The sequence below is a fragment of the Bradyrhizobium sp. genome (genome assembly GCF_027451485.1).
In the GTDB taxonomy this organism is placed as follows: Bacteria; Pseudomonadota; Alphaproteobacteria; order Rhizobiales; family Xanthobacteraceae; genus Bradyrhizobium.
In genome coordinates this window covers 63,638-89,681 of record NZ_DAIDJE010000097.1, presented here as the reverse complement: position 1 = coordinate 89,681, position 26,044 = coordinate 63,638, and the positions used below count along the sequence as shown (strand labels likewise).

General features: G+C 59.1%; 37 protein-coding genes. 20 read left to right on the top strand and 17 right to left on the bottom strand.

The features are described 5' to 3' along the window. Positions 1 to 6: 6 nt before the first annotated feature. From NEZ08_RS13265 to NEZ08_RS13255, 3 genes are read left to right on the top strand one after another with little or no spacing between them, the layout of a single operon-like run. Positions 7 to 1,338, top strand: coding sequence for a DNA cytosine methyltransferase (locus NEZ08_RS13265; protein ID WP_298107441.1), 1,332 nt, complete (start codon positions 7 to 9; stop codon positions 1,336 to 1,338). After that, positions 1,331 to 2,128, top strand: a complete 798-nt coding sequence (locus tag NEZ08_RS13260) for an endonuclease (RefSeq protein ID WP_298107440.1) — start codon at positions 1,331 to 1,333, stop codon at positions 2,126 to 2,128. The genes NEZ08_RS13265 and NEZ08_RS13260 overlap by 8 nt, the downstream gene beginning before the upstream one ends. Before the next feature lie 35 nt (positions 2,129 to 2,163). Further along, entirely contained in the window at positions 2,164 to 2,721 is a 558-nt protein-coding gene (locus tag NEZ08_RS13255) for an HNH endonuclease signature motif containing protein (protein WP_298107439.1), read from the top strand. A 156-nt stretch (positions 2,722 to 2,877) separates the two neighbouring features. On the opposite strand, the gene NEZ08_RS13250 is transcribed toward NEZ08_RS13255, so the two are convergent. The 7 genes from NEZ08_RS13250 to NEZ08_RS13220 all read right to left on the bottom strand — a co-directional run bounded on the left by NEZ08_RS13250 (position 2,878) and on the right by NEZ08_RS13220 (position 5,981). Beyond that, positions 2,878 to 3,138: a hypothetical protein gene (locus tag NEZ08_RS13250; RefSeq protein WP_298107438.1), complete on the bottom strand. Its 261-nt coding sequence runs from the start codon at positions 3,136 to 3,138 to the stop codon at positions 2,878 to 2,880. A 663-nt stretch (positions 3,139 to 3,801) separates the two neighbouring features. Next, the gene (locus tag NEZ08_RS13245; protein ID WP_298107437.1) at positions 3,802 to 4,062 is read right to left on the bottom strand and encodes a hypothetical protein; all 261 of its coding nucleotides are present in this window, start codon (positions 4,060 to 4,062) and stop codon (positions 3,802 to 3,804) included. Beyond that, complete coding sequence (locus NEZ08_RS13240) at positions 4,059 to 4,358, bottom strand: hypothetical protein (RefSeq protein ID WP_298107436.1); 300 nt, start codon at positions 4,356 to 4,358, stop codon at positions 4,059 to 4,061. Before NEZ08_RS13240 ends, NEZ08_RS13245 begins: the two co-directional genes overlap by 4 nt. Before the next feature lie 121 nt (positions 4,359 to 4,479). After that, positions 4,480 to 4,929, bottom strand: coding sequence for a hypothetical protein (locus NEZ08_RS13235; protein WP_298107435.1), 450 nt, complete (start codon positions 4,927 to 4,929; stop codon positions 4,480 to 4,482). Positions 4,930 to 4,995: 66 nt separating this feature from the next. Further along, positions 4,996 to 5,169 (bottom strand): hypothetical protein, encoded by a 174-nt coding sequence (locus tag NEZ08_RS13230; protein WP_298107434.1) that lies wholly within the window; start codon positions 5,167 to 5,169, stop codon positions 4,996 to 4,998. Continuing rightward, positions 5,169 to 5,390 carry a hypothetical protein gene (locus NEZ08_RS13225; protein ID WP_298107433.1) on the bottom strand — a complete coding sequence of 74 codons (222 nt, stop codon included), beginning with the start codon at positions 5,388 to 5,390 and terminating at the stop codon, positions 5,169 to 5,171. Before NEZ08_RS13225 ends, NEZ08_RS13230 begins: the two co-directional genes overlap by 1 nt. A gap of 315 nt (positions 5,391 to 5,705) precedes the next feature. Further along, on the bottom strand, positions 5,706 to 5,981 hold the full coding sequence (locus NEZ08_RS13220; protein WP_298107431.1) for a hypothetical protein: 276 nt from the start codon (positions 5,979 to 5,981) through the stop codon (positions 5,706 to 5,708). Positions 5,982 to 7,349: 1,368 nt separating this feature from the next. Here NEZ08_RS13220 and NEZ08_RS13215 point away from each other — a divergent pair. The 13 genes from NEZ08_RS13215 (at position 7,350) to NEZ08_RS13155 (ending at position 14,552) form a co-directional block, all read left to right on the top strand. Beyond that, positions 7,350 to 7,589 carry a hypothetical protein gene (locus NEZ08_RS13215; protein WP_298107430.1) on the top strand — a complete coding sequence of 80 codons (240 nt, stop codon included), beginning with the start codon at positions 7,350 to 7,352 and terminating at the stop codon, positions 7,587 to 7,589. 6 nt (positions 7,590 to 7,595) lie between these two features. Continuing rightward, positions 7,596 to 8,108, top strand: a complete 513-nt coding sequence (locus NEZ08_RS13210) for a hypothetical protein (protein WP_298107429.1) — start codon at positions 7,596 to 7,598, stop codon at positions 8,106 to 8,108. 1 nt (position 8,109) lies between these two features. Next, positions 8,110 to 8,538, top strand: coding sequence for a hypothetical protein (locus NEZ08_RS13205; protein ID WP_298107428.1), 429 nt, complete (start codon positions 8,110 to 8,112; stop codon positions 8,536 to 8,538). Positions 8,539 to 8,543: 5 nt separating this feature from the next. Then, entirely contained in the window at positions 8,544 to 8,762 is a 219-nt protein-coding gene (locus NEZ08_RS13200; protein WP_298107427.1) for a hypothetical protein, read from the top strand. 35 nt (positions 8,763 to 8,797) lie between these two features. After that, on the top strand, positions 8,798 to 8,977 hold the full coding sequence (locus NEZ08_RS13195; RefSeq protein ID WP_298107426.1) for a hypothetical protein: 180 nt from the start codon (positions 8,798 to 8,800) through the stop codon (positions 8,975 to 8,977). After that, entirely contained in the window at positions 8,970 to 9,188 is a 219-nt protein-coding gene (locus NEZ08_RS13190; RefSeq protein WP_298107425.1) for a hypothetical protein, read from the top strand. Before NEZ08_RS13195 ends, NEZ08_RS13190 begins: the two co-directional genes overlap by 8 nt. Positions 9,189 to 9,441: 253 nt before the next feature. Next, positions 9,442 to 9,747, top strand: coding sequence for a hypothetical protein (locus NEZ08_RS13185; protein WP_298107423.1), 306 nt, complete (start codon positions 9,442 to 9,444; stop codon positions 9,745 to 9,747). A gap of 109 nt (positions 9,748 to 9,856) precedes the next feature. Beyond that, positions 9,857 to 10,585, top strand: coding sequence for a hypothetical protein (locus tag NEZ08_RS13180; protein WP_298107422.1), 729 nt, complete (start codon positions 9,857 to 9,859; stop codon positions 10,583 to 10,585). A gap of 250 nt (positions 10,586 to 10,835) precedes the next feature. After that, on the top strand, positions 10,836 to 11,756 hold the full coding sequence (locus NEZ08_RS13175) for a hypothetical protein (RefSeq protein ID WP_298107421.1): 921 nt from the start codon (positions 10,836 to 10,838) through the stop codon (positions 11,754 to 11,756). After that, positions 11,749 to 11,958 carry a hypothetical protein gene (locus NEZ08_RS13170; protein WP_298107420.1) on the top strand — a complete coding sequence of 70 codons (210 nt, stop codon included), beginning with the start codon at positions 11,749 to 11,751 and terminating at the stop codon, positions 11,956 to 11,958. Before NEZ08_RS13175 ends, NEZ08_RS13170 begins: the two co-directional genes overlap by 8 nt. Before the next feature lie 267 nt (positions 11,959 to 12,225). After that, positions 12,226 to 12,927, top strand: coding sequence for a hypothetical protein (locus NEZ08_RS13165; RefSeq protein WP_298107418.1), 702 nt, complete (start codon positions 12,226 to 12,228; stop codon positions 12,925 to 12,927). Positions 12,928 to 12,938: 11 nt separating this feature from the next. Next, entirely contained in the window at positions 12,939 to 14,231 is a 1,293-nt protein-coding gene (locus tag NEZ08_RS13160; RefSeq protein WP_298107417.1) for a virulence-associated E family protein, read from the top strand. Positions 14,232 to 14,240: 9 nt separating this feature from the next. Further along, positions 14,241 to 14,552 carry a hypothetical protein gene (locus tag NEZ08_RS13155; RefSeq protein ID WP_298107416.1) on the top strand — a complete coding sequence of 104 codons (312 nt, stop codon included), beginning with the start codon at positions 14,241 to 14,243 and terminating at the stop codon, positions 14,550 to 14,552. Here NEZ08_RS13155 and NEZ08_RS13150 read toward each other — a convergent pair. After that, complete coding sequence (locus NEZ08_RS13150) at positions 14,521 to 14,763, bottom strand: helix-turn-helix domain-containing protein (RefSeq protein WP_298107415.1); 243 nt, start codon at positions 14,761 to 14,763, stop codon at positions 14,521 to 14,523. The genes NEZ08_RS13155 and NEZ08_RS13150 overlap by 32 nt on opposite strands. A gap of 326 nt (positions 14,764 to 15,089) precedes the next feature. Here NEZ08_RS13150 and NEZ08_RS13145 point away from each other — a divergent pair, with 326 nt between their 5' ends. Beyond that, positions 15,090 to 16,124, top strand: coding sequence for an aspartate-semialdehyde dehydrogenase (locus NEZ08_RS13145; RefSeq protein WP_298107414.1), 1,035 nt, complete (start codon positions 15,090 to 15,092; stop codon positions 16,122 to 16,124). Between the two features lie 27 nt (positions 16,125 to 16,151). Next, the gene (locus tag NEZ08_RS13140) at positions 16,152 to 16,703 is read left to right on the top strand and encodes a TIGR00645 family protein (protein ID WP_298107413.1); all 552 of its coding nucleotides are present in this window, start codon (positions 16,152 to 16,154) and stop codon (positions 16,701 to 16,703) included. A 60-nt stretch (positions 16,704 to 16,763) separates the two neighbouring features. Here NEZ08_RS13140 and NEZ08_RS13135 read toward each other — a convergent pair whose 3' ends face one another. Then, entirely contained in the window at positions 16,764 to 17,408 is a 645-nt protein-coding gene (locus tag NEZ08_RS13135; RefSeq protein WP_298107412.1) for a carbonic anhydrase, read from the bottom strand. Positions 17,409 to 17,628: 220 nt separating this feature from the next. On the opposite strand from NEZ08_RS13135, the gene NEZ08_RS13130 reads away from it, so the two are divergent. After that, a complete protein-coding gene (locus NEZ08_RS13130) occupies positions 17,629 to 18,507 on the top strand; it encodes a CoA ester lyase (protein ID WP_298107411.1) in 879 nt (292 codons plus the stop codon). On the opposite strand, the gene NEZ08_RS13125 is transcribed toward NEZ08_RS13130, so the two are convergent. From NEZ08_RS13125 to leuD, 3 genes are all read right to left on the bottom strand, one after another. Beyond that, the gene (locus NEZ08_RS13125; protein ID WP_298107410.1) at positions 18,504 to 18,932 is read right to left on the bottom strand and encodes a hypothetical protein; all 429 of its coding nucleotides are present in this window, start codon (positions 18,930 to 18,932) and stop codon (positions 18,504 to 18,506) included. The genes NEZ08_RS13130 and NEZ08_RS13125 overlap by 4 nt on opposite strands. Before the next feature lie 114 nt (positions 18,933 to 19,046). After that, the gene (locus NEZ08_RS13120; protein ID WP_298107409.1) at positions 19,047 to 19,829 is read right to left on the bottom strand and encodes a hypothetical protein; all 783 of its coding nucleotides are present in this window, start codon (positions 19,827 to 19,829) and stop codon (positions 19,047 to 19,049) included. Positions 19,830 to 19,886: 57 nt separating this feature from the next. Further along, positions 19,887 to 20,489 carry a 3-isopropylmalate dehydratase small subunit gene (gene leuD, locus NEZ08_RS13115; protein ID WP_298107408.1) on the bottom strand — a complete coding sequence of 201 codons (603 nt, stop codon included), beginning with the start codon at positions 20,487 to 20,489 and terminating at the stop codon, positions 19,887 to 19,889. 334 nt (positions 20,490 to 20,823) lie between these two features. Between leuD and NEZ08_RS13110 the strand changes: the two genes are divergently transcribed. Further along, on the top strand, positions 20,824 to 21,159 hold the full coding sequence (locus tag NEZ08_RS13110; protein WP_298107407.1) for a hypothetical protein: 336 nt from the start codon (positions 20,824 to 20,826) through the stop codon (positions 21,157 to 21,159). A gap of 392 nt (positions 21,160 to 21,551) precedes the next feature. Here the strand turns inward: NEZ08_RS13110 and NEZ08_RS13105 are convergent, their stop codons facing one another. The 5 genes from NEZ08_RS13105 to NEZ08_RS13085 all read right to left on the bottom strand — a co-directional run bounded on the left by NEZ08_RS13105 (position 21,552) and on the right by NEZ08_RS13085 (position 26,015). Further along, positions 21,552 to 21,764, bottom strand: coding sequence for a hypothetical protein (locus tag NEZ08_RS13105; protein ID WP_298107406.1), 213 nt, complete (start codon positions 21,762 to 21,764; stop codon positions 21,552 to 21,554). A gap of 108 nt (positions 21,765 to 21,872) precedes the next feature. Beyond that, positions 21,873 to 23,279 (bottom strand): 3-isopropylmalate dehydratase large subunit, encoded by a 1,407-nt coding sequence (gene leuC / locus NEZ08_RS13100; protein WP_298107405.1) that lies wholly within the window; start codon positions 23,277 to 23,279, stop codon positions 21,873 to 21,875. A 338-nt stretch (positions 23,280 to 23,617) separates the two neighbouring features. After that, the gene (rplS, locus tag NEZ08_RS13095) at positions 23,618 to 23,998 is read right to left on the bottom strand and encodes a 50S ribosomal protein L19 (protein WP_298107404.1); all 381 of its coding nucleotides are present in this window, start codon (positions 23,996 to 23,998) and stop codon (positions 23,618 to 23,620) included. A 107-nt stretch (positions 23,999 to 24,105) separates the two neighbouring features. Then, positions 24,106 to 24,825, bottom strand: coding sequence for a tRNA (guanosine(37)-N1)-methyltransferase TrmD (gene trmD, locus NEZ08_RS13090; protein WP_298107403.1), 720 nt, complete (start codon positions 24,823 to 24,825; stop codon positions 24,106 to 24,108). A gap of 107 nt (positions 24,826 to 24,932) precedes the next feature. Then, the gene (locus NEZ08_RS13085; protein ID WP_298107402.1) at positions 24,933 to 26,015 is read right to left on the bottom strand and encodes a zinc-binding alcohol dehydrogenase family protein; all 1,083 of its coding nucleotides are present in this window, start codon (positions 26,013 to 26,015) and stop codon (positions 24,933 to 24,935) included. Positions 26,016 to 26,044: the final 29 nt, after the last annotated feature.

The window sequence follows — 26,044 nt, the reverse complement described above, 5'->3', positions numbered from 1 at the left end:
GTGACGATGGCGCGGCCTATTGGGATTGACTTGTTTTCGGGCGCAGGCGGTATGTCGCTCGGCTTTGAGCAGGCAGGTTTCGACGTGGTAGCATCAGTCGAGATCGATCCGATCCACTGTGCGGTTCACAAATTCAATTTTCCAAATTGCGCGGTCATTCCAAAAAGCGTCGCAGAGATCACCGGCGCGGAAATCAGGCGAGCCGCTGGGATTGGCAATCAGCAGGTCGATTGCGTTTTTGGAGGGCCGCCCTGTCAGGGCTTTTCGTTGATAGGGCATCGCGTTCTCGACGATCCGCGAAACTCACTCGTTCTTGAATTTGTTCGGCTTGTGAGCGAATTGCGAGCGCAGACATTTGTTTTTGAGAACGTGAAGGGGCTGACGGTCGGACGACATCGTGCCTTCTTGGATGAGCTTGTGGCCGCATTTTCGGAAGCCGGGTACAACGTGCGTTTGCCGTGGCAGGTGTTTGATGCCGCTCATTTCGGCGTTCCACAACATCGGGAGCGCCTGATTTTAGTCGGCGCGAAGAAAGGCGTTCGTTTGCCAGACTATCCACGGCGAACAACGAGTGCTGCCGACGAACTCGCGTTAGGATTGCCGCATGGCCCGACTTGCGCCGATGCGCTTAGCGACTTGCCAGATGCCGATAAGTACACGGCCTTGGAACACGGTGATAGCGTTCGCCCCGCGAAATGGAATAAGCCATCCGCCTACGCCAGCGAAATGCGGTGCTTGGCGAATGACGCTTGGCACTATGGCTACGTTAGAGACTGGGACCCGTCAGTTCTGACTTCTTCATGGAGAACGGGACATTCGGTAATTTCCCAGCAAAGGTTCGCGCGCACGGAGCCAGGTTCGGTCGAGCCAATTTCGAGGTTCTTCCGTCTGCCAGCGAAGGGACTTTCCAACACGTTGAGAGCAGGCACTGACGGTGCTAGAGGTGCTTTTACGAGCCCGCGACCAATACACTACAAATATGCACGCTGTATCACCGTAAGAGAAATGGCGCGGCTGCATGGCTTCCCCGATTGGTTTCGTTTGCATTCGACCAAGTGGCACGGAGCGCGGCAGGTTGGGAACGCTGTACCGCCTGCTCTGGCTCGGGCAATTGGGAGCGAGATAGCTAAAGGCCTTGGCATCAAGCCGGGTCGCCCGCGAAAGACAATTCGGCTTGGCGACGAAGCTCTTCTCTCGATGGAAATGTCACAGGCGGCTAAGTACTTCGAGGTAGCCGCTCCCAATGGTCGCAGAGACCGGAAGAGCGGCGCTCGGAAACGAACACAGCAAGAGACGGAAGCGGCTCGACTTCGCGCCTTGGGAGAGTTGCATGGCTAAGGGAGAGGCGGTCGAGAACCGTTATATCGCTCTGATTGAACGCATTTTCGCGGATCACTACAAGCCGGGCTCAGTCCGTTTCGAGTTCGACCGCGATGAAATCGTTTCAGTATCCAAACATTTGAAGATCGATGTGCCGAAAAATCTAGGGGACGTAATCTATTCCCTTCGCTATCGAACGGACATGCCTGCTTCCATCTTAAAGACCCAGCCGAAGGGAAAAGAATGGATCATCGAAGGTGCCGGTCGAGCCAAGTATGCCTTTGTGCTGGTAACCTTGAACCGCATTCTTCCCCGTTCTGATGCGGTTACTATCAAAATTCCCGACGCGACCCCGGAAATCATTCGCGCCTATGCCTTAGACGACGAACAAGCCCTTCTCGCGATTGTCAGATACAATCGACTTATCGATACGTTTCTCGGGCTAACCACCTATTCGCTTCAAAATCATCTTCGAACTTCGGTTAAGGGGATCGGTCAGATTGAGATCGACGAACTTTATTTCGGGATCGATAAGCACGGTTGTCATTACGTCATGCCCGTGCAAGCGAAAGGTGGTAGCGATCAAATTAGCGTCGTTCAAACCAAACAAGACATTTCTTGGTGCGCGCAAAAATTTGTCGGAATGCGATGCAGAGCAATCTCTGTTCAGTTCATGTCGGAAGAGCGCATTGCGATGTTCGAACTGACCGTTGTCAAAGACCTTGTTAAGGTTGTCGAAGAGCGCCACTACAAACTCGTGCCTGCTTCCGATCTCGACCAAAGCGCGATCCGCGATTATCGAGTTTAAGCCAACTAGAAAATCACCAGCAATGAGAGACGAGCATGGCGGGTCGGCCAAAGATAACCGGCAGAAGCTCTTCGCTCGCTGCGGTGTTTGTCCAAGCGATAATTCCGCGAAGCTCGGACGCCGATCAATTAGAAGAGGGGCTGGAAAAGTTTGGCATCGCGCGTGACCAGTGCGCTTACTGTGGTGCTAAAGGCTCCGACTTGGATCACTTCTTTGCAATTGTTAAGAACAAACGCCCGTCAGGGTATTTTCATTGCGCCAAGAATTTGGTGCCATCGTGCGGCACCTGCAATCAATCGAAGGGCGGCCACCACTGGGAAACGTGGATGCTTGGCACCGCAAAGAACTCGCCTCGCAGCCGGGGTGTCTCAGATATTGAAGAGCGCGCTGATAAGCTTCGCAGGTTCGAAGAGTGGGGCGGCCAAATGCCAGTAAGCGAGGATGACCTTCGGTCTGCGGTTGGGGCCGAACGCTGGGATGCGTATTGGCAGCGACTTGAAGAGATCAAGGGCCTCATGGCATCCGCTCAAATTGAGGCAGATATTATCCGCGAAGCACTTGCGGGTAAGTTCGGCGACACGCCGTCAGTTTAGAACGTGCGCAGACCGGACAGTAGTTAGGGGCAGGAAAAAGTTCGAAGAACGCGTCGGTGGCCAATAGACGAAAGCCGCCGCCGGGTTGAGATCGGCAACGGCTTAGGCGTGGTACGCAGCCCGTGCGCACTGTCGCCGCATCGGGTAAAGAAACCATCAACGCATGGCAGCGTAGTGACCCTGCGGCAATTCAATCCAGTACCGGCGGCTTTTGCCTTCTCCCCAAATGTGAAGCTTGCCCCCTAGAAAATCCGCGTATTCGGCGCCGTCGTTCTTATAGGTGCCCCATCCGCCGTTCCCATCGATTTCTTCTAGCTCGCACTGCTCCGCACCCTTCTGCGGGTGCAGTCGGATCATCGCGTCCAACTTAGCGCGCCGCTTTGTCCCGATCTTAGGAATGATGTTGAGCTTTCTCATGCTCGAAACTCCGTTCGCGTGATAGGCTTTAGATGTCAGGTTAGCACGAAACGCAGGGCTGGAGTAGCATCGTGTGGGATACGCTGTCTGGGTTTTGGGGAGACGTACATGCCGCACCGGCAAGCATTTACGATATCGTCTTTCTTTGCGTCTGCATTGCTTTGTTAGTCCAACGAACAAGCAGTCTAGCTCGCCGCGTTTCGGCTCTTGAAAAGCTGGCGAAGAGCAGCGGCCCTGGTCGCTCGCAATCGTGACGGTCGCAGTCTGTTATCTCGACTAATCCCGATGCAATGGCTTTTCGCCCGGCGCTTGATACTCCCGAAGGATGCTGAGTTGATGCGGGGCATTGCGTCGCGTTTCATTGCGCCACTTTCGTCGAAGTCGGCGCGCATCGTCCTGATGAAGCCATTGGCAACCTTACGGGGAGGATCGGGAGGGCGCGCTTGATCACGAATAGCCTTCACGCGTCTCAACGATCAAATTGCGGGCGACCTTACAAACTTCCGACCACATACCGCCCCTCAACTTCGCGTGCACGCGCTCGACCGCTCGCATGAGCTTGCGATCAGGCTGGCCGGGAGCGGTCCGTGCAAACTGCCAATCCGTGGCGGACATCACTTCGGGCTCTTCCCAAAACAATTCTTCAAGGAGGTAGTCATCACCTTAGGGATCGCGGGTGAAGTTCTCAGCTATCGCGCCCGCAACGCCAATGAGCCGCCCGTTCTCGGCGCTGATCCTGATATTGGGTGTGAACTGGACGTGTCCAACCCATGTCTTTTCGGAGTTCAGGTCCGGCGTCTTGGTAGGCCAGATCATCGGCCACTGAATGCCAACACCGCGCCATCGCCCAATGACGTAGTGCCCGGCCTCGTGGATAGCTGCTTGGCGTCGGTCTCTCGCTTGGATGCGTGCGACGCTGATCATGCAGCGTCTCCCGGCGCAAGCACATAGTTGTGGAACGCTTCAACGTATTGGGTCTGCGCCTCAGTGAGAGCTTCCACCGCAGCCATGACGGCGTCCTCCGCCTCTAACTCCGCAACCATCGCCTCGTCGTTTTGACTGGCCTCGGCGACGTAGTGCGCGATCTCCAATGCGTGATACGCTGCATTCACGCCAGCCAATGCATGACGCCGCGCGCTCGCCGCTGCGGAGTATCTGTTCCCGCGCTCTTTCATCTGGGCACGGGAAGGCGTGAATTGAATTGTGTTGTCCATCAACATCCTTGGCTCCTATCGAAGCAACGCGAAAATGGGCGTCTCGTGCGCTCAATGTGCGCGCCCTCGGTCCGATTGCAATAGGAGCGGTCTTCTACCGTAGAATACGTGCGGTATGGTGAATGTGTTAATCTTCTAGCGTAGAATATCGCGAGCGCGGCATTAGCTGGAGCAACCTTGCCTTGGGCCGCTTGCCGACAGCTTTGCACTTCGCACACACAAGACGGCTGGCGAGATCGTGAATGCAAGTCGTATCGACGTGGGGCAGGGCCGTGAGGTCAACGTCACGCTTTGCCTTGCACCGGCTGCACTCGATCTCAAGCCATGGGAAGCCACCGTTGACGGCTTGATCCACGGTTGGGCTCGGATCGATGGGGCCGCCATCGCTCCACATCCGTTCGTTCCACGACTGGCAAGCGAGGCTATCGGCTTCCTTGATCAGTGCCTCACCACGCTCGCGAAGCTCCGCTGAGCGCTCGGCGAAAATGCCCGTCATCACGCGCGCCTTGGCAAGCTCTTTGTTGAGTGCCTTGCGATCTCCGCCGGAGATCGGCGGTTGATGGTGTTTCGGAGACATGGCGGCCCATTAGAACGCGCCGCGTCCGCCCCTGCAACAGGCTTTACGATGTCAAAAAGCCCGAAGTTAGTCTGGAGCCTCGCGCCTGAAAATAGAAATGCTATCGTCAAGCTCTGGCTTCAAACCTGCCGCCGTCAGGATCGCGACAACGTTGTTTTCCGTGATAGGGACATCCGTCCCAATGTCGCGCTCTTCGCCGTCATAGGCCCGGCGCGGATGCACGCGATAGCGCGTCGTCATCACGCGGCCTCCCCACGCTCTCGCTCAGCCTGTAGAGCCGCGCATAGTGCCTCAACGGCCATGCGGCGCTCATCGTAGGCGCACCTATTCATAAACGCTTTGGCGCGATCCTCTTTGGTGCGCGGATTATAGATGCCGGGCGTGTCAAGAAGCTTCGCGTTCGCGTCCGACAGCCGCGCCAATGCAGCGTTGATCTTCCGAGATACTGTGTAGGTCGTCATTTGAGAGTTCTCCGGCTTCAAAGGTTGATGCAGGCAAAACGCGTGCATTGCGCGGAAGGCTACACATCGGAGCCGGTCGGACAATGACCCTTAGAAACGATATCGCCGTGAATGGTGAACGTGTTAATGTTCTACGGTACAACCCACGAAAATGTTAGGTCGCAACTTCATTGACGATAGGTTCGCGCCGTGATCGTTCGGCCGCTCATGATCATCAGTCGTGCAAGATCACACCGCTAGCGAAACGGCGCGAGCCGGAGCACCCAGTGGCGACCTGCTCTACGGTATGACGAAAGCTGCCTCGCGGAGGTTGGTTCAAAATTCGTCGCTGTTGTCGATTGGAACCGCGTCACCGTCGTAACCATCGCCCATTGCTGGCAAGCCGTCGTCGAAGATAACACGGCGTATGAGGCCGTACCTACGTGATCGGGGATCGGCTTTCTTCGTCGAACGCTTGGCGGCCGGAGTTGGTTTTGGCTCTGCGATGATCTCGCCTTCATCGGCTGGGATGATCACTGGCCGATAGTCCGGCTCGATCAGGGCGAAGTGCGCCCGTGCAAGCCGTGCTTTTTCAGACAGGATCGAAGCCATAGGTTGAAGATACGGTACGTCGGGTGACGCCACCAGCGCGTGCAGTACATGGGGTTAATGAAGGCTTGGTGATGGCGGGGCTGATGTCAGCCCGAAGCCATGGCGAGCGGTACGCGTCAGAGCGACCTTGGAGACGACATCGGCGTGCATGGTAAGACAGGACCCAGTGTCACGTACAACGCGGCTAGATGAGGCGAGGGGGTTCTAGTTTCCAACCCGTTTTTATTTTTCTGGGATTTTGGGCTCTTCATTCAACAAGTGCGTGGACGCTAGGGGGGCATAGCGGTTTTGGTTCATGCCGGGTTGATGGGAGCTACCCCATAGCTTACTTCCACCCTCTCTTAACCACGGCTGCAAGTCGGCTTCGGAAAATCCGAAATAATCGTTAGCGTACAAACGATCCAATGTTCCATAACACCCGATGGGCGAATTAGTGAATTGATTTCATTGCGTTTTTCGAGGTCAAGTGTATTCCTAAATTAGGGTAAACAGGGGGTTAACAGAACACAATAAGGCACGATATGCGTCGAACGCATGAGTGGGCATAAGTGCCAAAAACGACGCCTATTCAATGACTTAGTCGACAATCGCATAGTTAATCCGGGCTTAGAGGTTAATGAGAGCGGATTAACACGTAATTACAGACACTTATATGGTTAACAGAAAGTTAACGCCGCCCCGGAATAGGCTTTTCCTCAGCGTTTGACCAAGCCAAAGGTAGCCGGAGGCAGTTTGTAACCGCTGTAACCGCGTAACCCTGCCCTCCAAAGACTTTTGGAAAAGGTAAAAACTCTTGATACGTGTATTTCGCGGTTACACGGTTACAAAGTTGATCCCATTGACGAAAACCCGTAACCGCTCGGTTACATCTGCGGTTACAACGGTTACAAGCCGTTCGTAGGTTAGAGCACTACGGCTGGGCGGCTTTTGCATCGCCCAGGAGCCCGCGCGGCCAATCAGAACCAAGCGGGCCACATGCCGCATGACCTTGAAAAGGCCCTCACACAAAACCGCCGCTTCCCCTCGACCTCGCCGCAGAGCCTCAACAGCGACATGCGCGAAACCCTGCAAAAATCGGGGTTTCCGCACTTTCACATGTCGGAAATGAGCACGCTTAGACCACCCGAAGTTGCTAGTTGTATTGCAGAGTGCGTGCAGTAAAATAGAGCGACGTTTCGAGTGATGCGCGTGGTCGCATCCGCCGCAAGGCCATGGTGCCGTGCCGCACGAAACCGTAACGCCGAGACCTTCGGCGATGATGGGTAGGCGAAGTCCCGTCAAGGTCACCCCCTCAAATCACCGCACATTGACAGATCGGTTCGCGCGTGGAGGCCCATGCGCGAGCCCGTCAATTCGAGAGGGTTCACGATGTCGCGCCAACACAAGCTCTTGCCGATCAGGATTGCGCTCTCGCCGACACAATGCGCGAGCGCAACTGGCTTGCACTTTGAAAACGTCATCAAGCCAGCCGTGGAGAGCGGCGCACTGCGGGTTCACCTGATCGGCGACGGCGTGCGGCCCAAGCGTCGCGTCATCGTTGCCGACCTTGAACAGTGGCTTCGCGATCATCCGCAACTCATCAAACACGTAACCAAAAGATCGAGGTAATCCCCAATGGCTAGCGTGCTCGACTTCGAAGACATCAAATTCATCTGCGATGGAAACAGGGTCCATCCGAGCGCAATCCCCGATGTGCGAGCCCGCTACGCGCACGAAGAGGTCAACGAGCCGCTGTCGCTCTGGCTGCCAAAGCAGCGTGAGACATCGCCGCACTGGTTTCAGCCCGAGCCGAAAGCGGAGGGCGAGGAAGATGAAGACGTGGCAGTCTTCACGAACGCCGACGCGCAAGCAGCGTTCGCCCGAGAGCACGGAACGAGCGCATTGACTGCGAAACTCGCCGAGCGCGGTCTCAAGGTCGGGCAAGTCGTCAAGGCAATCAAGAAAGAGCCGAGTGCGGACGCGACGAAGCCATCCACTAACCCTTGGCATCCAAGCTGGAAAAACGGCGACGCCGCTGCGCGGCAGGCCGAGCAACTGCGGATCATACGCCAATCCACCAAGCTCGCCACGTCATTGGCGAAAGCAGCGGGTGTAACAATTTCAGGTCAACCATTGAGGGGGCGATGACATGAACAAGCCAATTCGGTTCGCTAACGGAAACCGCATTCAAAACGGTCAATTGAACCTTGCCAGAGACAGCGGCAAACCGAAGAAAGTCGGCGCAGTGCCGATCTCGCGCGGCATGAAGCGCCAGACAACCGGCGCGATCCATCCATATCTCCACGGTCAGAGCATCGACGATGAGACGGCGGGCAAGCTCTCTCAGACGGCCCTCAGCCCGAATATCCACGACGGCATGGGAACGAGCGCGAAGCACGCGCATCAACGCGGTATCGTGGCCCATGTTGAGGATGCATCGAAGCATCTGCGCGCCGCCGGTCGGTTGAGTGCACGCGACAAAGCCAAGAGCGAGGCCGAAGGCTTCGATCATTCGTTCATCGGTCACAAGGTCGGCGGCCAGTCGTTGCCCGCATCAAAGCGCAAGCTGAGCGAATGATCGCCATGAAAGCCGAACTCATAAAGTGGATACCTGCGACGCCGCGCCATAGAGCCTATGGCTTCGCTAAGCCGGAGGTCGGCGAACGCGACGTTCTTGTGTTCGCGTCCGACATCGTCGAGGGCGTGCCGTACATCGGTGCCAAGCTCGAAATCAGGACGCGCAAAACACACATCGGCGGCAACAATCGGCTTCAAGCTTACGATGTGAGGGTCATCGTATGATGGGCGTGCTTACTTCGTGGTCTAGTGACCACGGCATGATCAAGCCGGATGATGGCGGCGAACCGTTGTACGTGTCCATCGCCGATTGGCCGCGCTCAGTTCCGCCGCGCGTGGGTATGCGTGTCGCGTTTGAGATCGCCGACGAAGAGTTGCCCGAAGGTGCTTGCGCTCGCGCTTGCCTTGTCGTGATGAGCGGAGGCGAGGCCAATGGCTGACAGGGAAATGTTGCGCGGTCGCATCAAGATCATCCGATGGGACCACGAGCACGGCAATTACTACGGGTTCATCGAACGGCCGCCCGAAGGCGACGTTTGGTTTAGCGCGTCTGTCGTGCGCGGCATGTCGCCGGTACCGGGCGATGAGGTCGCATTTGTCTTGGCCAAGAATACGCCGCGCGTGCGTGCGTCTGAATTGTGGAGGGTCTGATGAGGCCGGTCGTTGAAAAGCACGTTGAACATAGCGTTCACGTCAGGAAGTCCCCCGGAAGAAAATCGCGACATTGGCCAATGCGTGCGCCGCAGAACGTCAAGATGCCGAATGGCTCGCCGCTTCCCGGAAGTCCGGGCGATGGGACTTCTGCGCCCGGAGCAAACGGCCCGGCCGTATCCGGTCCGTGGATGGACGGCATGAGCGGCCCGCTCGGTTCTTACTAGCAACGATCAACATAGGAGGCCAACATATGGCTGAGGAAATCGTAGCGTCACGCTTTAAGGCGCAAGTGGGTTACGGCGACACAAGTTCGCTTCAAGGCTCGTCATTGCTGCCCGCCGAGAAACCGAAGTATTTCCCGACAGCTGCGAAGCGTCGCCCGGTCGCGCCAGTCGATGTCAAGGCGTCGATGGTCAATACGAACCGCACGATCAGTGCCGCGCCGATCAAGCCCGCCCATGGAATGCGGAACGTCAACGCGAACCCAGCGAAAATTCCGAGCGACAGCAATCGAGCCGTTCAACAGATCGCGCCGCGCGGCGAGGCACGTCGATAACCGACTAGCCGTGAGATGTACCTCGCAAGTGCCGCACGCGGCTATGACGCGGGCCGTCTTACTTCGGTCTCCGGGCGAGGCGGCCTGCTACTGAAAATGGGAGTTCCCGATGTTGGAAATCTTTGACGCTTTCGGCAACGTTCGCAGTGATCTCGATAAGCTCGCCGCTGAGATCGAACAGCTTGACGATGTGAGGCGCGAAAAGCTCTTCGGTGTCGTATCCGCCAACGCCGCGAAGCGCGAGGCCGAAGAGAATTTGGCTTTGGCACGTATAACCGTGCGCGAGCGAGAGGCCGCATATCACACGGCACTTGCAACCCGAGATAAATTCAACCCGCCTCAGACACATCAGCAAGCTTTGCAGGCTGCGATTGCTGCGAACAACGGCCAGACGAAACCATCGGCTGACGAGAGCTTGAAGAAGCTCGCCGACAAAGTCGCCGCCCTGGAAAAGAAAACTAAGGCGGATCGCAAGCCGGAACATGAAGCCGAACTGATGGCGGCACGCAAGGCGCTCGCCATCGCTAGGCAGCCGATGGTGTTGGCAGAAGCGAACAACGCTCTTGCCGCCGCACAAAGTAACGTTGTGAAGGCATCGCGTGCGCTGAAAGACGCGGAGCGCGCCAACGGCGAGGCGATTGCAGCATGGCTGAGCGCCAACACCGACCGCGTCACGCATGAAAGCTTGGTACGCGACGCTGCGATGCGTGATGCAGAGCGAGCCCTTGCTTCGAAGGCGAAAGAGCCCGAGCCCGCAGGCCTGCGTGTTTGGCCGCTGGAGCAAAACTTAACGGCTCGGGGAGCGCAAAAGAGCAAACGCGTTTATTTCGGCCGCTGAGTTTGTGAGATGTCCCCATGCAGGTTCCTTACTCTTATCCTGCCCGTCTCGCTGCTCTCGTGGCTGGAGAAATCAAGTTTACGACAGGCGAGCCGTGCGCGATGGGCCATACATCGCCGCGCTATGTTAGCAACGCGGCGTGCGTCGCGTGCGCAAAAATACGAACGCGAGCCAACGCAGAACGCGAGCGTCAAAGGCACCGGGCCTTCGTGGCCGGTTGTTTGAAGCGACAGAGCAAGGGAGTAGCCCGATGACGAAAAAGTCTCCCGAGATGTTCGCTGCATACCTGACTGCGCTCGGCGACTTAATGATGATTAAGAAGGCGGCTGCACGCGTTGGCATTTATGAGGAAACCCCGCGAGAGTGGGAGATTGCTTCACGGCGGGATGAAGCCAACAAGGTCACGGGTTCAGAATTCTATTTTGAGTTCACGGGCGTATGGGATTGGTTTCATCGTCACACGCGCCGCGCCATCTCGCGATCAATCGAGGATATCGAGGCCTCCGCGCGTGATCGCGCGCTCAATGGTGTTTGGCAAGTTGCTCAGTACAAGGGCCAAACGGTCTATAAGCTAAACCCCGATTGGCTTGACGAAGGCATGCGCGATTTGCTTGGGCTCACTGATCGCGACAAGTATCTACGCGACGGGAACGGCAATCTTGTCCCCGAAATGGTTTGGACGCCACCGGCAACTGATCTTGTGCTTGGCATTTTGGCCGCGCACTCCGCGCGATACAAGCGACAGTCGAAAATCGATATCGATATGAATGCTCGCATTGCCGGAGGCGTCATGGTCGCCGCAGCGCCGAGCCCGAAGATGTTCTCAAGCCAACCCGCGCCGGTCGCAGTGATCGAAGGCCCGAAGCAGGCCGAGAAGATCGAAGACGCTACGATAGCGGAGATTGAGAGCGACGTAACATCAACCGAGCCGATCAAGGATAAGCTTGATCCCGTCACGATGCCGGCGCCAGCACCGGAGCCGCCGCGCGTCATTCGCCAGCCTGCGACAGGTACGCCATATCAACCGACGGCGAGCGAACGTGCAGGCCGTGCGTTATCCCCGCTGGAGCAGGAACTCTTATCGCGTCTTCGCGGTCCGGCCGACAAGCGCAGCGCGTCTCCAATTGGCTCGATAAAGAGCGCGTTGCCGACAGGGTCAGACGATGAGTGACGATGCTTTTCTAGGCCCTTTGTTTGATGAGCCTGCACCCGATGACGGAGAGAGCGTCGCCACAGCGGATGACGTGCCACCGAATTGCTTATATCTGCCCGGCCGTCTCAAGCCGGGCGAACTCGAAAAGCTGGAGCAGGCCTACCGCTACGCGACGCACCTGCCGAGAGTGATTTTCGAAGAGCCCGACGACGATGAGTGAAAATTGAAACGGGTCGCGCCTCGACAACGCGACCCGTTAAAAGCTGGCTCGCGATGCTTGCAATATCGCGACGCCGGAGATGCTGACCGATGGAGGCGGCCATGAACGCGATCTACCCGACTTCACGTGAAACCGCAAGGCTACTTGGTTCAAAAGCCGAGCGCGCCCTTGTCGCCATCATGCGATCCGACCTCAAAGTGATCGCGGCGCGTCAATCCGTCGAAGCCATCGAAGAGCAAAACGCCGCGCGTGCGAAGATGCGAGAGCGTGCGCTCGCGCGCGAAGCCGCTCGCCGATCTCAACGCCAATCTGCATCCGTGTCCCCCGGAAGCTCAGCCCGGAGGAAGCACCATGCCTAGCGCATCAGAACAACTTTTTGCAGAGATCGGACTAGACGCGTTCGGCCATCCGCCCGACTACATGCCGCCGAAGCCGCCGAGCCCGCGCAAGATCGCGATGCTGGGCGACAAGCTCGACCGGCTCGAACGCCTTCGCGATCATATGTGGGATGAGGATCGTTATCGCAGGTGGTTCTCTGCTCGCTACAACGCCATCGAAAAGTCCGAACTAAGCGATGAAGATATAGAGGCGCTGGAGCCGCACGCTTATTCGCGAGAAGTTCAGCATCGTCTCTACATTGCGCGAATGGAATACGGTCAAGTCCTTACGGCACGTAACGACTACCTCACGCGGAAAGCGCAGCTTTCGAAGCAGCGAGTGAAAAGCCAAGACAAGCGTCCGCTTTGGGATGCGATGTTCAAGGCGGAGCAGCATCTTGATTTGATCGTAGCCGCCGGTTCGGGCTTCTCCACGCAACGCGAGTTCATTGATGCGCACGCGGCGCATTGTCTCGCGTCCACACTCCACGACATCGCCGAAAAGAAATTCGATATCCAAGAGCGCGAAGCCCGCGCCGACAAGCGCGCTGGCATCGTTCGTCATCGCGCATCCCGTATTCGTCGGAATTGAGAGGTTGCATCATGTCACAGTCCCCAGTCCGCGCGAATGCATTGCTTGTGCCGCTCGGCACGCAACTGCCTGACGAGTTCGCCGACTACGTTGGAAGCGGCCCGAATGCGCGACCCTCTGACACGTTTTACAATTCGATGATCGCGATCAAAAAGCTCGGCATTGATTGTAGCTATAATATTTTTCGGGGTGAGTACTTGATCGGCGGAGGCATGATGCGCGATGAGGTCGGCGAGATTTCTGACGACAGGGTCTTGGCGCTTCGCGAGCTTGTCCGCCAGAACTTTCGTTTCGAGCCGTCCACAAAAAACATGGATGATGCTGTCAGGCGCATGTGCACGATGCGGGGCTTTCATCCGATCAAGAGCTATTTCGCGAGCCTGCCGCAGTGGGATGGCATAGAACGCACGAGCCGACTGCTTCCCGACTATTTCAACACGCCAGACACGCCACTCAATCGCGCCATCTCGCGCATTGTGATGATGGCTTCCGTGCGTCGCATTCGAGTGCCAGGATGCAAGTTTGATTATATGGTTGTGTTGCAGAGCCCGGAGGGCTTCAACAAGTCGAGTGCGATCAGCGCGCTCTACGGTCAGGAATATTTTACGGATCAATCAACCATCGGCCTCAGCGCAAAGGAAGTGGAAGAGGTCTTGCGCGGGATGTGGGCGCAAGAGAGCCCCGAGCTTTCAGGCATCACTAAAGCGGATTGGAATAAGCTCAAGGCAAGCCTGTCCCGTGGCAATGATCGCGTCCGTCGCGCGTTTGGTCGCAATCCGATCAGCGCGCCGCGCACCGCCGTCCAATGGGGCACTACGAACGATGACGCCTATTTGCGTGCGGCATCGGGAGAGAACCGCCGATTTCTCTCCGCTGATGTGCTTCGTTCAATCGACGTTACGAAGATCATCAAGTATCGTGACGACCTTTGGGCGGAAGCGGTTGAACTTGAAGAGACCGGCGAAAGTATCGCGTTGCCGGAAGAGTTCTGGGCCGATGCACGTGCCGAGCGTGACAAGCGCACAGAGATCGATCCTTGGGAAGACGCATTGCACGATCTTTCGCCGCATTCGGGCAATCGATTTTATGGCGTCACGGATGACGAAGAGCGGGCAGCATCGGCGTGGTTGCTCGGCGAAGCCATTGGCATTGAGCCGAGAAATCAACAGCCCGCGCACGGCATGCGCCTCGCCAAGGTGATGCGCAAACTCGGATGGTCCGGCCCAAAGCTAATCCGCATCAATCGCGGAGAGCCTGTCAAAGGCTACACGCGACAAGCAAAATGGCTGACAGACTTGCTTTAGGAGATCGCCATGAGGGCCAAAGCAATCGAAGTGACGCCGGAGAGGCTTGCCGCATATCAAGTGATGATGCGCGAAGCACGCTCGCGCGTTAAACGGCCGCCCAAGGCCGCCGGGCCGGAAGCACTGGCCGCGTACTTCGCCCAGCTTGATGCCGCACGTGCCAAGTTTTTCTGTTTGGATCACTGGCCGCAGGGGCGCCATATCAAACTGATGCCCAAGGTTCCCAGAAAGCAGATGACCCCCGAACAGAAGGCGGAAATCATCGCTGAGCTAGAGCGCGACTACGGCTTCAAGTTTTCCTCCGGCGCACCCGACCGCTGAGCATATGCGGCGCGTTCGGGATTGGAGTGCCCGCCACGAAGTCAGGGAGGGCCGCGTAAAAGGCCCGGACCGAACGGCCATCGATCAACGTCCGGGAGCCGCAACGCTTACCAGTGAGCGCGCCAGCGGCTAGGAGGCGGTAAATAGTTGGCTTGGAGAGGCTGAGATATTCGGCGGCCCCTTCCGGGGACAGGGATAATGGCTCGGACATGCATCTTCTCGCTGCCCGGCTCAACGGGACACCGAGGGGACCATATGGCCTGCATCCCTCTGCCCAAGGCGATCACGTGCATCCCCAAAAGGGCGCTCTCGACCTCACGACGCGCGACAACTAGGCCTTGCGTTCCAGCCGGTCAATGGGGTTTAAGAACTGGATCACGCCGGATCATCACGGCTCAAAGCTGTGTGGGTACAGCGGTGGGTACAAGTTGAAAAAGTGAAGCGATATCAATGCGAGAATTCTTCTCGCATAGAAGCGCCACTTCTTCCGTTTCTGCTTGTTGCGGAAGGCGGGCTTTTTTCGTCGGAGAGTGAACGATGGGTTACAAAGTCGCAGTGGTCGGCGCGACCGGCAATGTCGGGCGGGAAATGCTCAACATTCTGGATGAGCGCAAATTCCCCGCTGACGAGGTCGTGGCGCTCGCGTCACGCCGCAGCGTCGGCGTCGAGGTTTCCTATGGCGACCGTACCCTGAAGGTCAAAGCGCTCGAGCATTATGACTTCTCCGATGTCGACATCTGCCTGATGTCGGCGGGCGGCTCGGTGTCGAAGGAGTGGTCGCCGAAGATCGGCGCTGCCGGCGCGGTCGTCATCGACAACTCCTCGGCCTGGCGCATGGATCCCGACGTTCCGCTGATCGTGCCGGAGGTCAATGCGGACGCGACCGCGGGGTTCACCAAGAAGAACATCATCGCCAATCCGAACTGCTCGACGGCGCAGCTCGTCGTCGCGCTGAAGCCGCTGCACGACAAGGCGGTGATCAAGCGCGTGGTGGTTGCGACCTATCAGTCGGTGTCGGGCGCCGGCAAGGACGCAATGGACGAACTGTTCTCGCAGACCAAGGCGATCTACACCAACAGCGACGTGGTCAACAAGAAATTCCCCAAGCGTATCGCCTTCAACGTCATCCCGGAGATCGACGTATTCATGGAGGACGGCTACACCAAGGAAGAGTGGAAGATGATGGCGGAGACCAAGAAGATTCTTGATCCCAAGATCAAGCTTTCCGCGACTTGCGTGCGCGTGCCGGTGTTCGTCGGCCATTCCGAAGCCGTCAATATCGAGTTCGAAAATCCGATCACGCCTGACGAAGCGCGCGATATCCTGCGCCGATCGCCCGGATGCCTTGTCATCGACAAGCAGGAGCCGGGCGGTTACGTGACGCCCTACGAAGCCGCCGGAGAAGACGCCACCTATATCAGCCGCATTCGCGCGGATGCGACGGTGGAGAACGGCCTTGCACTGTGGTGCGTGTCGGACAACCTCCGCAAGGGCGCGGCCCTGAACGCGATCCAGATTGCGGAAGTGCTGATCAACCGCAAGCTGCTTCGCGCGAAAAAACGGGCGGCCTAAGGGCCAGGAGCGGAACCGGGGATCTCAATGACCGAACAACCCGCTCCCTATCGACCCAACCCTGTGCTGAAGCGCGTCGAGCAGGGCTTCGAGAGCATCCTGTTCAACAGCCGCTGGCTGATGGCGCCGTTTTACCTCGGTCTCGTCATCAGCCTCGCGGCGCTGCTGCTCAAGTTTTGCATTTTGCTGTGGGAATTCGTGGTCCATATGCCGAGTGCCAAGGAGACGGACATCATTTTGGGCGTGCTCAGCCTGATCGATGTCTCGTTGACCGGCAACCTCATCCTGATCGTGGTCTTTTCAGGCTATGAGAACTTCGTCTCGCGGATCGATCCGGGGGGCCATCCGGACTGGCCGGATTGGATGACCAAGGTCGATTTCGCCGGTCTGAAGCAGAAACTGCTCGCCTCCATCGTCGCGATTTCAGCCATTCAGGTCCTGAAGGCGTTCATGAACATCGATGCCGTGTTCGACGCGCAAAAGCTCGCCTGGCTGGTCGCCGTCCACCTGGTGTTCGTGATCTCGACACTGATGCTGGCTCTGTCCGATCGCTGGGGCAGCGATCACGGTGAAAAATAGCGAGGACGAACAAGGAATAATGGGGCAAGGCCGCTCCGGCTGCCGGCCATTCGCAATCTTCTATCCGTTCTCCCGCGCGCTCAGGAATTCCTTCTTCACCTTATCGAGGACGAACAAGGATCCCTCGGCCACGCCGAAATAGGCGCCATGCAGTTGCAGATCGCCGTGCTCAACCCTGCTGCGCACGAAGGGAAACGTCATCAGGTTCTCCAGGCTGCGGAACACCGCGGCCTTCTCAATCCGGACGATGAATTGCTGCATGCTCTCGTGGCTGCGCTGCTCGACCACTTCGCCGGGCTTGACGAACATCGCCATCCACTTGCCGATGAAGTCGCCCGGCGATAAGGGCTCGATCTTGTCGACGAAAGCGCGGATGCCGCCGCATTGGGCGTGGCCGAGCACCACGATGTGCTTCACCCGCAGCACGTTGACGGCGAATTCAAGCGCTGCCGAAACGCCATGGGCGTTCTCGTCCGGCTGATAGACCGGCACGAGATTGGCGATGTTGCGCATCACAAACAATTCGCCGGGACCGGCGTCAAAGATCACCTCGGGCGAGACGCGCGAGTCGCAACAACCGATCACCATTACTTCGGGGGACTGGCCGCGTTCGGACAGTTCGCGGTAGCGCGACTGCTCGGTGGGCAGCCGCTGGGTACGGAACGTCTGATAGCCCTCAAGGAGCCGTTTCGGGAAGGTCAACATCGCTACTGTCCCGGTTCTGGCATTCGGGAGGAACGCCAGTGTCGCTACATTAGCTGCTAATCATATACGGGCGGGTGGAACAAGCCTTTCGAAGCGCCGATCGAGGTGTTAAGCCGTGGCTCGCATGCTCAAGCTATATAGGACTCCGGCGGTTCCAGCGCGTGTCCCTGCAGAGCCTGGCGCCGCGCTACAAGAGTTCGTAATCGAAGGGAATCAAATCATGACCCATCCGCGCCGCAGCCTTTTGTTCATGCCGGGTTCGAATTCGCGGGCGCTGGAGAAGGCGCGCGTTCTTGCCGCCGACGCCATCATCCTCGATCTCGAAGATTCTGTCGCGCCGGATGCCAAGCCCCTGGCGCGGGAGCAGATTGCGAAAGCTATCGCAGCTGGCGGCTTTGGCAAGCGGGAGGTCTGGATCCGGACCAATGCGCTGGACACGCCATTTTGGGCCGAGGATGCCAGGATGGCCGCCGGTGCCAAGCCCGACGCCATCCTGGTGCCGAAGGTGTCGAGCCTGGACGATCTTCGTACCATTGCGGGCGCGCTACGCGAAGCCAAGGCCGACCCGTCGATCCGTGTCTGGGCGATGATCGAGACCGCGCGTGCGGTGCTGCATGCCGAGGAACTCGCGGCGGCCTCGCGCGATGTCGAGCCGCGGCTGGCCGGCTTTGTATTCGGACCCAACGATATTTCGCGCGAAACGCGCATTCGCATGCAGCCCGGCCGCGTCATCATGCTGCCGATGATCATCCACTGCATCCTGGCAGCCCGCGCCTACGGTCTCGAAATCCTCGATGGGCCCTACAGTGACTTCAGCAACATCGAAGGCTTCAATCAGGAATGCGCGCAGGCACGCGATCTTGGCTTTGACGGCAAGACGCTGATTCACCCCGGCCAGATCGAGGCCTGCAATGTCATCTTTACGCCGCCGCCGGAAGAAGTGGCGCGGGCGCGCAAGATCATCGCGGCATTCGAATTGCCGGAGAATGCCGCACGCGGCGCCATCTCGCTCGACGGCCAGATGGTGGAGCGTCTGCATGCAGACATGGCGCGCCGCACGATCGCGATCGCGGATTCAATCGCTGCGATGAGAAATTAGCTATTTGTCTTTCGTTGTCCCGGTTCCTGACTCAAACCCGCAATCGTGGACGCGTTGAGGCAATATTCCCGATAATGCTCGGCTGAGGTCCCTGCCGCTAGATCGTGATCGCATTCGTGCTTGTGATTGCACAACGCGCAGACACGCTCCATGTCGTGCAGCACCACGGGCTCGACCCGCGCCAAGGCCTCGGCATCGATGCCAAGAGCCACCAGCAATCTTGGCAATTCGTCCGCAGCGTGCGGTCCCCGGTCGACGAGCTCGTTCAGGTCAGCGGGCGAAAGCTGAAGATCGTGAGCGATGCGGTCGAACTCAACCGGGTCGAGCTGACGCATCTCGTTCAGCTCCCGCCGGTGGTTGAGCCAATCATTAAAGGTATGGGTCAGGCGCTCAAGGACGGAAGGAGAAGTGTCCTGGACTGTCATGACGAAGCTCCGCCTCAGAAAAAGATTTAATGCATTCTGGACCGCCGTCTCGGGAGCGGCATTGCGCTGGATCAAACTAGGCGCAACCGGGTCAGACAAAGCCGGGCGTCTTCTTTAGGCACCAAATCGCGCTGCCGCCCAGGCATGCAGACTGCCTGGCACTGGCGGCTGGTTGCCACGGCCTTTCGGCGAGATGTGAAAACCGATGATCTCGCCGTCGCCCACCAGGGGCGAAAAGTCCCGTGGTTCGAAGAACAGCTTCGGCTCGGCATGCACGGCGTAAAACGACTTCTTGGGGAGGGCGTATTGCAATTCTCCGGAGCGGCGGGCAAGCGCCGTGAGCGCTGCGGGACCAAAGATCGCGAGCCGCACGTCCGAGATGCGCCTTGTCCCGCGCAATTTGTGCAGCATGTAGGTGAAGCGATGCCGGAATGACAGCCAGTCCGGCGTCAACTCGTCCTGCGCCATCAAGGCTTCGAAGGCGGTAACGATCGGATCGGCTGAGGGGAGATACAGCACCGAATTGCCGAGTTGCCGCGGCTGCTCCCAGGCAAAATAGGGTTTTGCCGGGTCGATCTCGACAGGCCTTAGCAGCAGGACATCGGCATCGAGCCAGAGGCCTGCCTGCTTCGCCATCAGCCGCATCCGGAAAAAATCCGAGAATTGCAGCATGGTCCGGTCGATCCAGACCCCATCTGTCATAGGGCGCAGCCGTTCCGCAAAGGAATGCGGCAGGATCGGTTCGGCTTCCGCGTTATCGACGCCCTCGGGCAATTGGGCGATCGGATCGAAGCTGTAGATCGTCACTTTGTGGCCAGCCGCGACCTGCGAACGCAGGCATAGCCTGCGCAAGGCGTCCAGCGGGCCGTGCCAGAAAGTGACGATGTCAGTCCGCATGGCGTTTTCGAGCGAAAGTGCAAGCCGGTTCGCGTGAGAAAACGCGTCGAATAAGACTTAAGCCCAGGCGCGCTCTTTCAGCTTGGCCTCATAGGCATCGATCGACGATTTCTTTTCCATCGTAAGGCCGATGTCGTCGAGCCCGTTCATCAGGCAATGTTTGCGGAACGGATCGATCTCGAACTTCACAGTGCCGCCGTCGGGGCCGCGGATTTCCTGATTGGGCAGATCGATGGTCAGCGTTGCGTTGGCGCCGCGCTCGGCGTCGTCGAACAGCTTGTCGAGATCTTCTTGGGCAACACGGATCGGCAGAATGCCGTTCTTGAAGCAGTTGTTGTAGAAGATGTCGCCGAACGAGGTCGAGATCACGCAGCGGATGCCGAAATCGAGCAGCGCCCAGGGCGCGTGCTCGCGGCTCGAGCCGCAGCCGAAATTGTCGCCGGCCACCAGCACCTTGGCGTTGCGGTAGGCCGGCTTGTTGAGCACGAAATCCGGGTTCTCGCTGCCGTCGTCCTTGTAGCGCTGTTCCGAGAACAGGCCTTTGCCAAGCCCCGTGCGCTTGATGGTCTTCAGATACTGCTTGGGGATGATCATGTCGGTATCGACATTGATGATCTTCAGCGGCGCTGCGACGCCTTCGAGCGTGGTGAACTTTTCCATGAGGATGACAGTTCTCGGTTGGGATGGGCGAAAAGCAATTGCGGGGCGAGTTTTATCGCGAATGCCGCTCGCGTAAAAGGGCAAAAAAGCCGCCTCAAACCGCCTCTCCCTCAATGGTAGCCATGTCCTTCGTCGAGGCCGAACTGATGCCGATTCCGCATCAGCACGCGGCGGCCGAAACACTCGGTGCTCAACAGTGCAGGAACCTGCTTTGCCGCAAAAGGATGAAGGCCTGCCCGGCACGATGGGGCGGAAAAGATCGGCCTTGATGTTGACCTTGTCCCGGCAATCGGAGAGCGTAGGCACAGATGACCGAAGCGGGGCGCGCGTGACGATGAGTATCGGCAAACTGGCGATAGCTGGGGTTTTCGCGGGCACTTTCGTGCTGCTGATATCGGGCGCAGAAGCCCAGACCGCGCCGCAGGGTACGCGCGTTGCGCAAACGTTGACGCCCGACGATCTCGCCGCACGCCCGGCCGAAGGGGCCGCTCGTCCGTCGCGGCGGGTTCGCATTTACCCGCACCGTCAGGTCGTGCCGGACGATGTTTATCCCCGCTACAACCCCGGGCCGAATGCGGTTCGGGTGTGTCGTGCCTCCTATGCGCAGGAGTACCGTCCGAGCGGCACGGTCATCGTGCCGCATATGACCTGCGTCTGGACCCACGGCTAGGCATTTTTCAAAGACCTTGCAGCCGCACTTGATCCCGATGAGATGCGGTCGGAACACCACGGTCGGGAGCATTTCCACTGGCGCCCTGTGTGTGGCCGCGGATGATTAGGTCCATGATGACGGTCATATGCTCGTGCGCGAACGCGGCGCATGCGCGGCGGCGAAAATCCGTGGCGTGCACATTCATGACGTGTTCAGCCGGCGCCTTCTAGGTTTCCCGCCAACAAAGCCACCCCAGCAAAAAGCGCCACACGTTGACGGCGATGCTTCATCGCGCCTGACGTCGAGGTTCGAGACACGTCAGGTGAGGTGAGTCAGGCGCCCCGCAAGGGCGCCTGATCCTTTTGAAAACGACGCCTTCGCGCGCTCAGGGGAACCGGACGTGCGCCCGTTCAGATCCAGTCCTTGATCTTCCAGGGCTTGATCTTCCAGGGCGTCAGATTTTCCATCCGCCATTGCTCGAGCCGCTCCGGCGGCCAATGGCTGATCTTTGGGGCTTGCTTGACGACGGGCTCCTTGACGCGCGGCATCACGCGCCGGTAGCGCTGCCGTGTCGCGTCGCCGATCGTATCGACGAATTCGGGTTTGTCAGTCTTGTCTGCCATGACGGTCCCCCACGCAGTCGCGAACGGGATTTCACCGCCTATAGCTTGCGCCTGTCCGGTTAACGGTATCCTTCTTCAATAGCCCGATTTGAAGGGGTTGCCGCTGTTTTACCGCCAGTCCCGGACATCGACGAAATGCCCGGCAATCGCGGCTGCGGCTGCCATGGCTGGTGAGACCAAGTGGGTGCGGCCCTTAAAACCCTGGCGCCCCTCGAAATTACGGTTGGAAGTCGAGGCGCAGCGCTCTTCCGGCCTGAGCTTGTCCGGATTCATGGCAAGACACATCGAACAGCCCGGTTCGCGCCATTCGAAGCCGGCCTTGATGAAAATCTTGTCGAGGCCTTCGGCTTCCGCCTGTTCCTTCACGATGCCGGAACCCGGCACGATCATCGCATTGACGTTGGCATTCACCCGCTTGCCGTCGGCGATTTTCGCCGCCGCGCGCAAATCCTCGATCCGGCCATTGGTGCAGGAGCCGATGAAGACGCGGTCGAGCTTGATATCGGTGATCTTCGTCCCTGCTTTCAGCCCCATGTAGCTCAGCGCGCGGTGCTTGGAGATGCGCTTGGCCTCATCCTCGATCTTGTCGGGATCGGGCACCACTCCTGCGATCGAGGCAACGTCTTCCGGCGAGGTGCCCCAGGTCACGACCGGCGGCAGCTTAGCCGCGTCGAGCCTGATCTCGTGGTCGAAATGCGCGCCGTCATCGCTGCGCAGGCTTTCCCAGTAGCGAAGCGCGGCATCCCAGGCGGCACCCTTGGGCGATTTCGGCCGGCCCTTCAGGAATTCGAACGCCTTCTCGTCCGGCGCGACGAGACCGGCGCGAGCGCCGCCTTCGATCGACATGTTGCAGACGGTCATGCGGCCCTCCATCGAGAGCGAACGGATGGCCTCGCCCGCATATTCCAGCACGTAGCCGGTGCCGCCGGCAGTGCCGATCTCGCCGATGATCGAAAGGATAATGTCCTTGCCGGTGACGCCGTCGGGCAATTTGCCATCGACGATGGCGCGCATGTTCTTCGCCTTCTTCTGGATCAGCGTTTGCGTCGCGAGCACATGTTCGACCTCCGACGTGCCGATGCCGTGGGCGAGCGCGCCGAAGGCGCCGTGGGTCGAGGTGTGGCTGTCGCCGCAGACGATCGTGGTGCCCGGCAGCGTAAAGCCTTGCTCGGGGCCGATGACATGGACAATGCCTTGGCGACGATCGAACTCGTTGTAATACTCGATGCCGAAATCCCTCGCGTTCTCCGCCAGCACCCTGATCTGCTCGGCGCTTTCGGGATCGGGATTCGGCTTCGTACGATCGGTGGTCGGCACGTTGTGGTCAACGACCGCAAGTGTCTTTTCGGGCGCTCGAACCTTGCGCCCCGTGGCGCGCAAGCCTTCGAACGCCTGCGGCGAAGTCACCTCATGCACCAGATGGCGGTCAATATAGATCAGGCAGGTGCCGTCTTCTGCTTCGTGCACCAAGTGATCGTTCCAGATCTTGTCGTACAGGGTCGTCGGTTTGGACATGAGCGTCAGCTCCTCAACAGGAAATCGGAAGGGACGGAATCGTGCCGATGGCGGCGGAAAGCGCAGCGTCAGAACGCGCGCGCAAGTTCCGAGGTCGCAGACGTCGCGAACCGTCCGAAGAAGCGGCCGGGGAGGCGGGCGTGATCGTCGATGACGACGCGCCGGCTATTGATGCTGGTTGAATCCGAAACCATTCTAAATTTCTAACACAAGCGCTGTGGCATGGACAATCAATCGGTGGCGGACCAACTCCCTTCGTGATTGCCGGGCTTGACCCCGACAACAAAAAAGCGCGGGGCATGCCCCGCGCTTTCGAGAGAGCCTTGGGTCGGCTCGAATTACTCGTTGACGGCGGCGGCGCGCTCGGACTTTTCGACGATGCGGGCCGACTTGCCGCGCAGATTGCGCAGGTAATAGAGCTTGGCGCGGCGCACCTTGCCGCGGCGCACGACCTTGATGGAGTCGATCATCGGCGACATGATCGGGAAGACACGCTCGACGCCTTCGCCGTAGGAAATCTTGCGGACCGTGAAGCTCTCATTGAGCCCACCGCCTGAGCGGCCGATACAGACCCCTTCATAGGCCTGCACGCGAGTGCGATCGCCTTCGACCACCTTGACATTGACGATCACGGTGTCGCCCGGCCCGAAATCCGGAATGTCCTTGCCGGCGGACATCTTTTCGAATTGCTCTTTTTCGAGCTGTTGAATCAGGTTCATTGGTAATCTCCATCGGCGGCGCGCGCCCTGCCAGTCCGGGGGCTCGCGATCCAAGCTGCCGTCAGTTCTCGGAATTGGCGCCCGTATAAGCCAAAGGTGGGACCTTGTCACTCCTTTGTCGTGCTTTTTGGCGCGTTTTCATGGGCGGCCCATAAATCCGGCCGCCGGGTCCGCGTCAGCCGCTCTGCTTCCGCCCGCCGCCATGCTGCGACCTTCGCGTGATCGCCGGACAGCAGCACTTCGGGGATCGGTCGCCCTTCGAAGGCCTGGGGGCGGGTATATTGGGGGTATTCGAGTAAGGAATGGGAAAAACTCTCCTCCGAGGCGGATTCCGCACTTCCCATAACCCCGGGCAACAGCCGGACACAGGCATCGACCAGCGCCATGGCGGCGATTTCCCCTCCCGAGAGCACGTAGTCGCCGATCGAAACCTCCTCAAGCGCCCGCGCCTCGATCACCCGCTGGTCGATCCCCTCGAAACGGCCGCAGACGATCAGCGTGCCCGGTCCCGCGGCGAGTTCCGCCACCCGCGACTGGGTCAATGGCCGACCGCGCGGGCTCATGAGCAGGCGCGGCCGGCCGGGCGGTACTGCCGCGGCATCGATTGCCGCGGCCAATATGTCGGCCCGCAGTACCATGCCCGGGCCCCCGCCGGCAGGGGTGTCATCGACGCTGCGATGGCGGTCGGTGGCGGAATCCCTGATATCGCGCGCCTCAAGCGACCAGACGCCCATGGCAAGCGCCCTGCCGGCCAGGCTCACGCCGAGCGGTCCCGGAAACATCTCCGGAAAGAGGGTCAGAACAGTCGTGCGCCAGGGTGAAGTCATTGCCCTCAATCGCGCTTTGTCTTTCAGAAATCAAAAGGAAAAAGCTGGTCGACTAGAGGCGGCTCTGAAATGACGTCGAGCCGCTTCCGAGGCGGCATGATCCCTGGCTAGGGCACCACCGCCGTGAGATCGAGGCCGTGCATCAGCGCGGCGCTATCGACCGCGCGCTTGAAGTCGGCGAGTTCAAACGTTGTGACCTGAATTTGCTTCAGATCCAGCAGGCCTTCCGCCGCCAACGCGGCCAGCTGGCCCGGTGCCTGCCGCTCATACATGAACTGGCCAACCACTTCCCAATCGTTCGTCAGCATCTCGCGCATCGACAGGTCGAGCGGCACGTCGGCTGAGCCCATCAGCACCAATCGGCCGCCGCGCTTCAGCGCGCGCAGGCAGGAAAGCGTGGTCGAGGTGCTTTTCGCGGAGCCGAGCAAATCGAGCGCGACATGCGCATGGCCGCCGGCGGCATGACGGATGATCGGAAGGTCCTTGTCCGCATCACCGGAAACGACAGCCGGAATCACCCGCGGCCCGAACTTGTCGCGCAAGGATCCGAGGACTTCCTGTTTGCGTCCGACAGCGACGACGCGGCCCGCGCCCAGCGCCACCGCCAGCATCACCGCGCCCGAGCCGAAATAACCGGTCGCGCCGTTGACGATGATGGTCGCTCCACCGCGCAGACCTGTGCGCTGCAATCCGCCGAAGGGCACGATCAGCTTTGCAAGCGCGATCAACTCGGTGGCGGGTCGATCATCGAGAAAAGCGAGCGGCGTGATGCAGGCGGCCGGCCAGTGCGCAACCTGCGCGAAAACACCATCGCGCCAGCGTGCCTGCAAGGCGAGGGCTTCCGGCGTCGGCGTGGTTGCAGTCAGCCCAATCAGGATTTGCGGCGGCTCGGCACTCGGCACATCGCCGCGCAGATGCGGGCTGAGGAAGACACGGTCGCCACTGCGGACATGTCCAACGTTCTCGCCGGTCGCAATCACGCGGCCGATCGCATTGGTGCCGGGCACGAACGGCATCGGGGGCAGGTTGTAGGGCACCTGGCCCGACATGACGCGCCCCATATAGGAAAGCACCATGCCGGCCTCGATTGCCACCAGGACGCCGTCGGGCGCGGGATTTGGCGTGTCGACGTCCTCAAAGCGCAGATCGTGGTGGGCATGGAGCCGCCAGGCTTTGTGGGTCTTGCTCATGTCATCGCTCCCAATCTGGTGGAATGGCG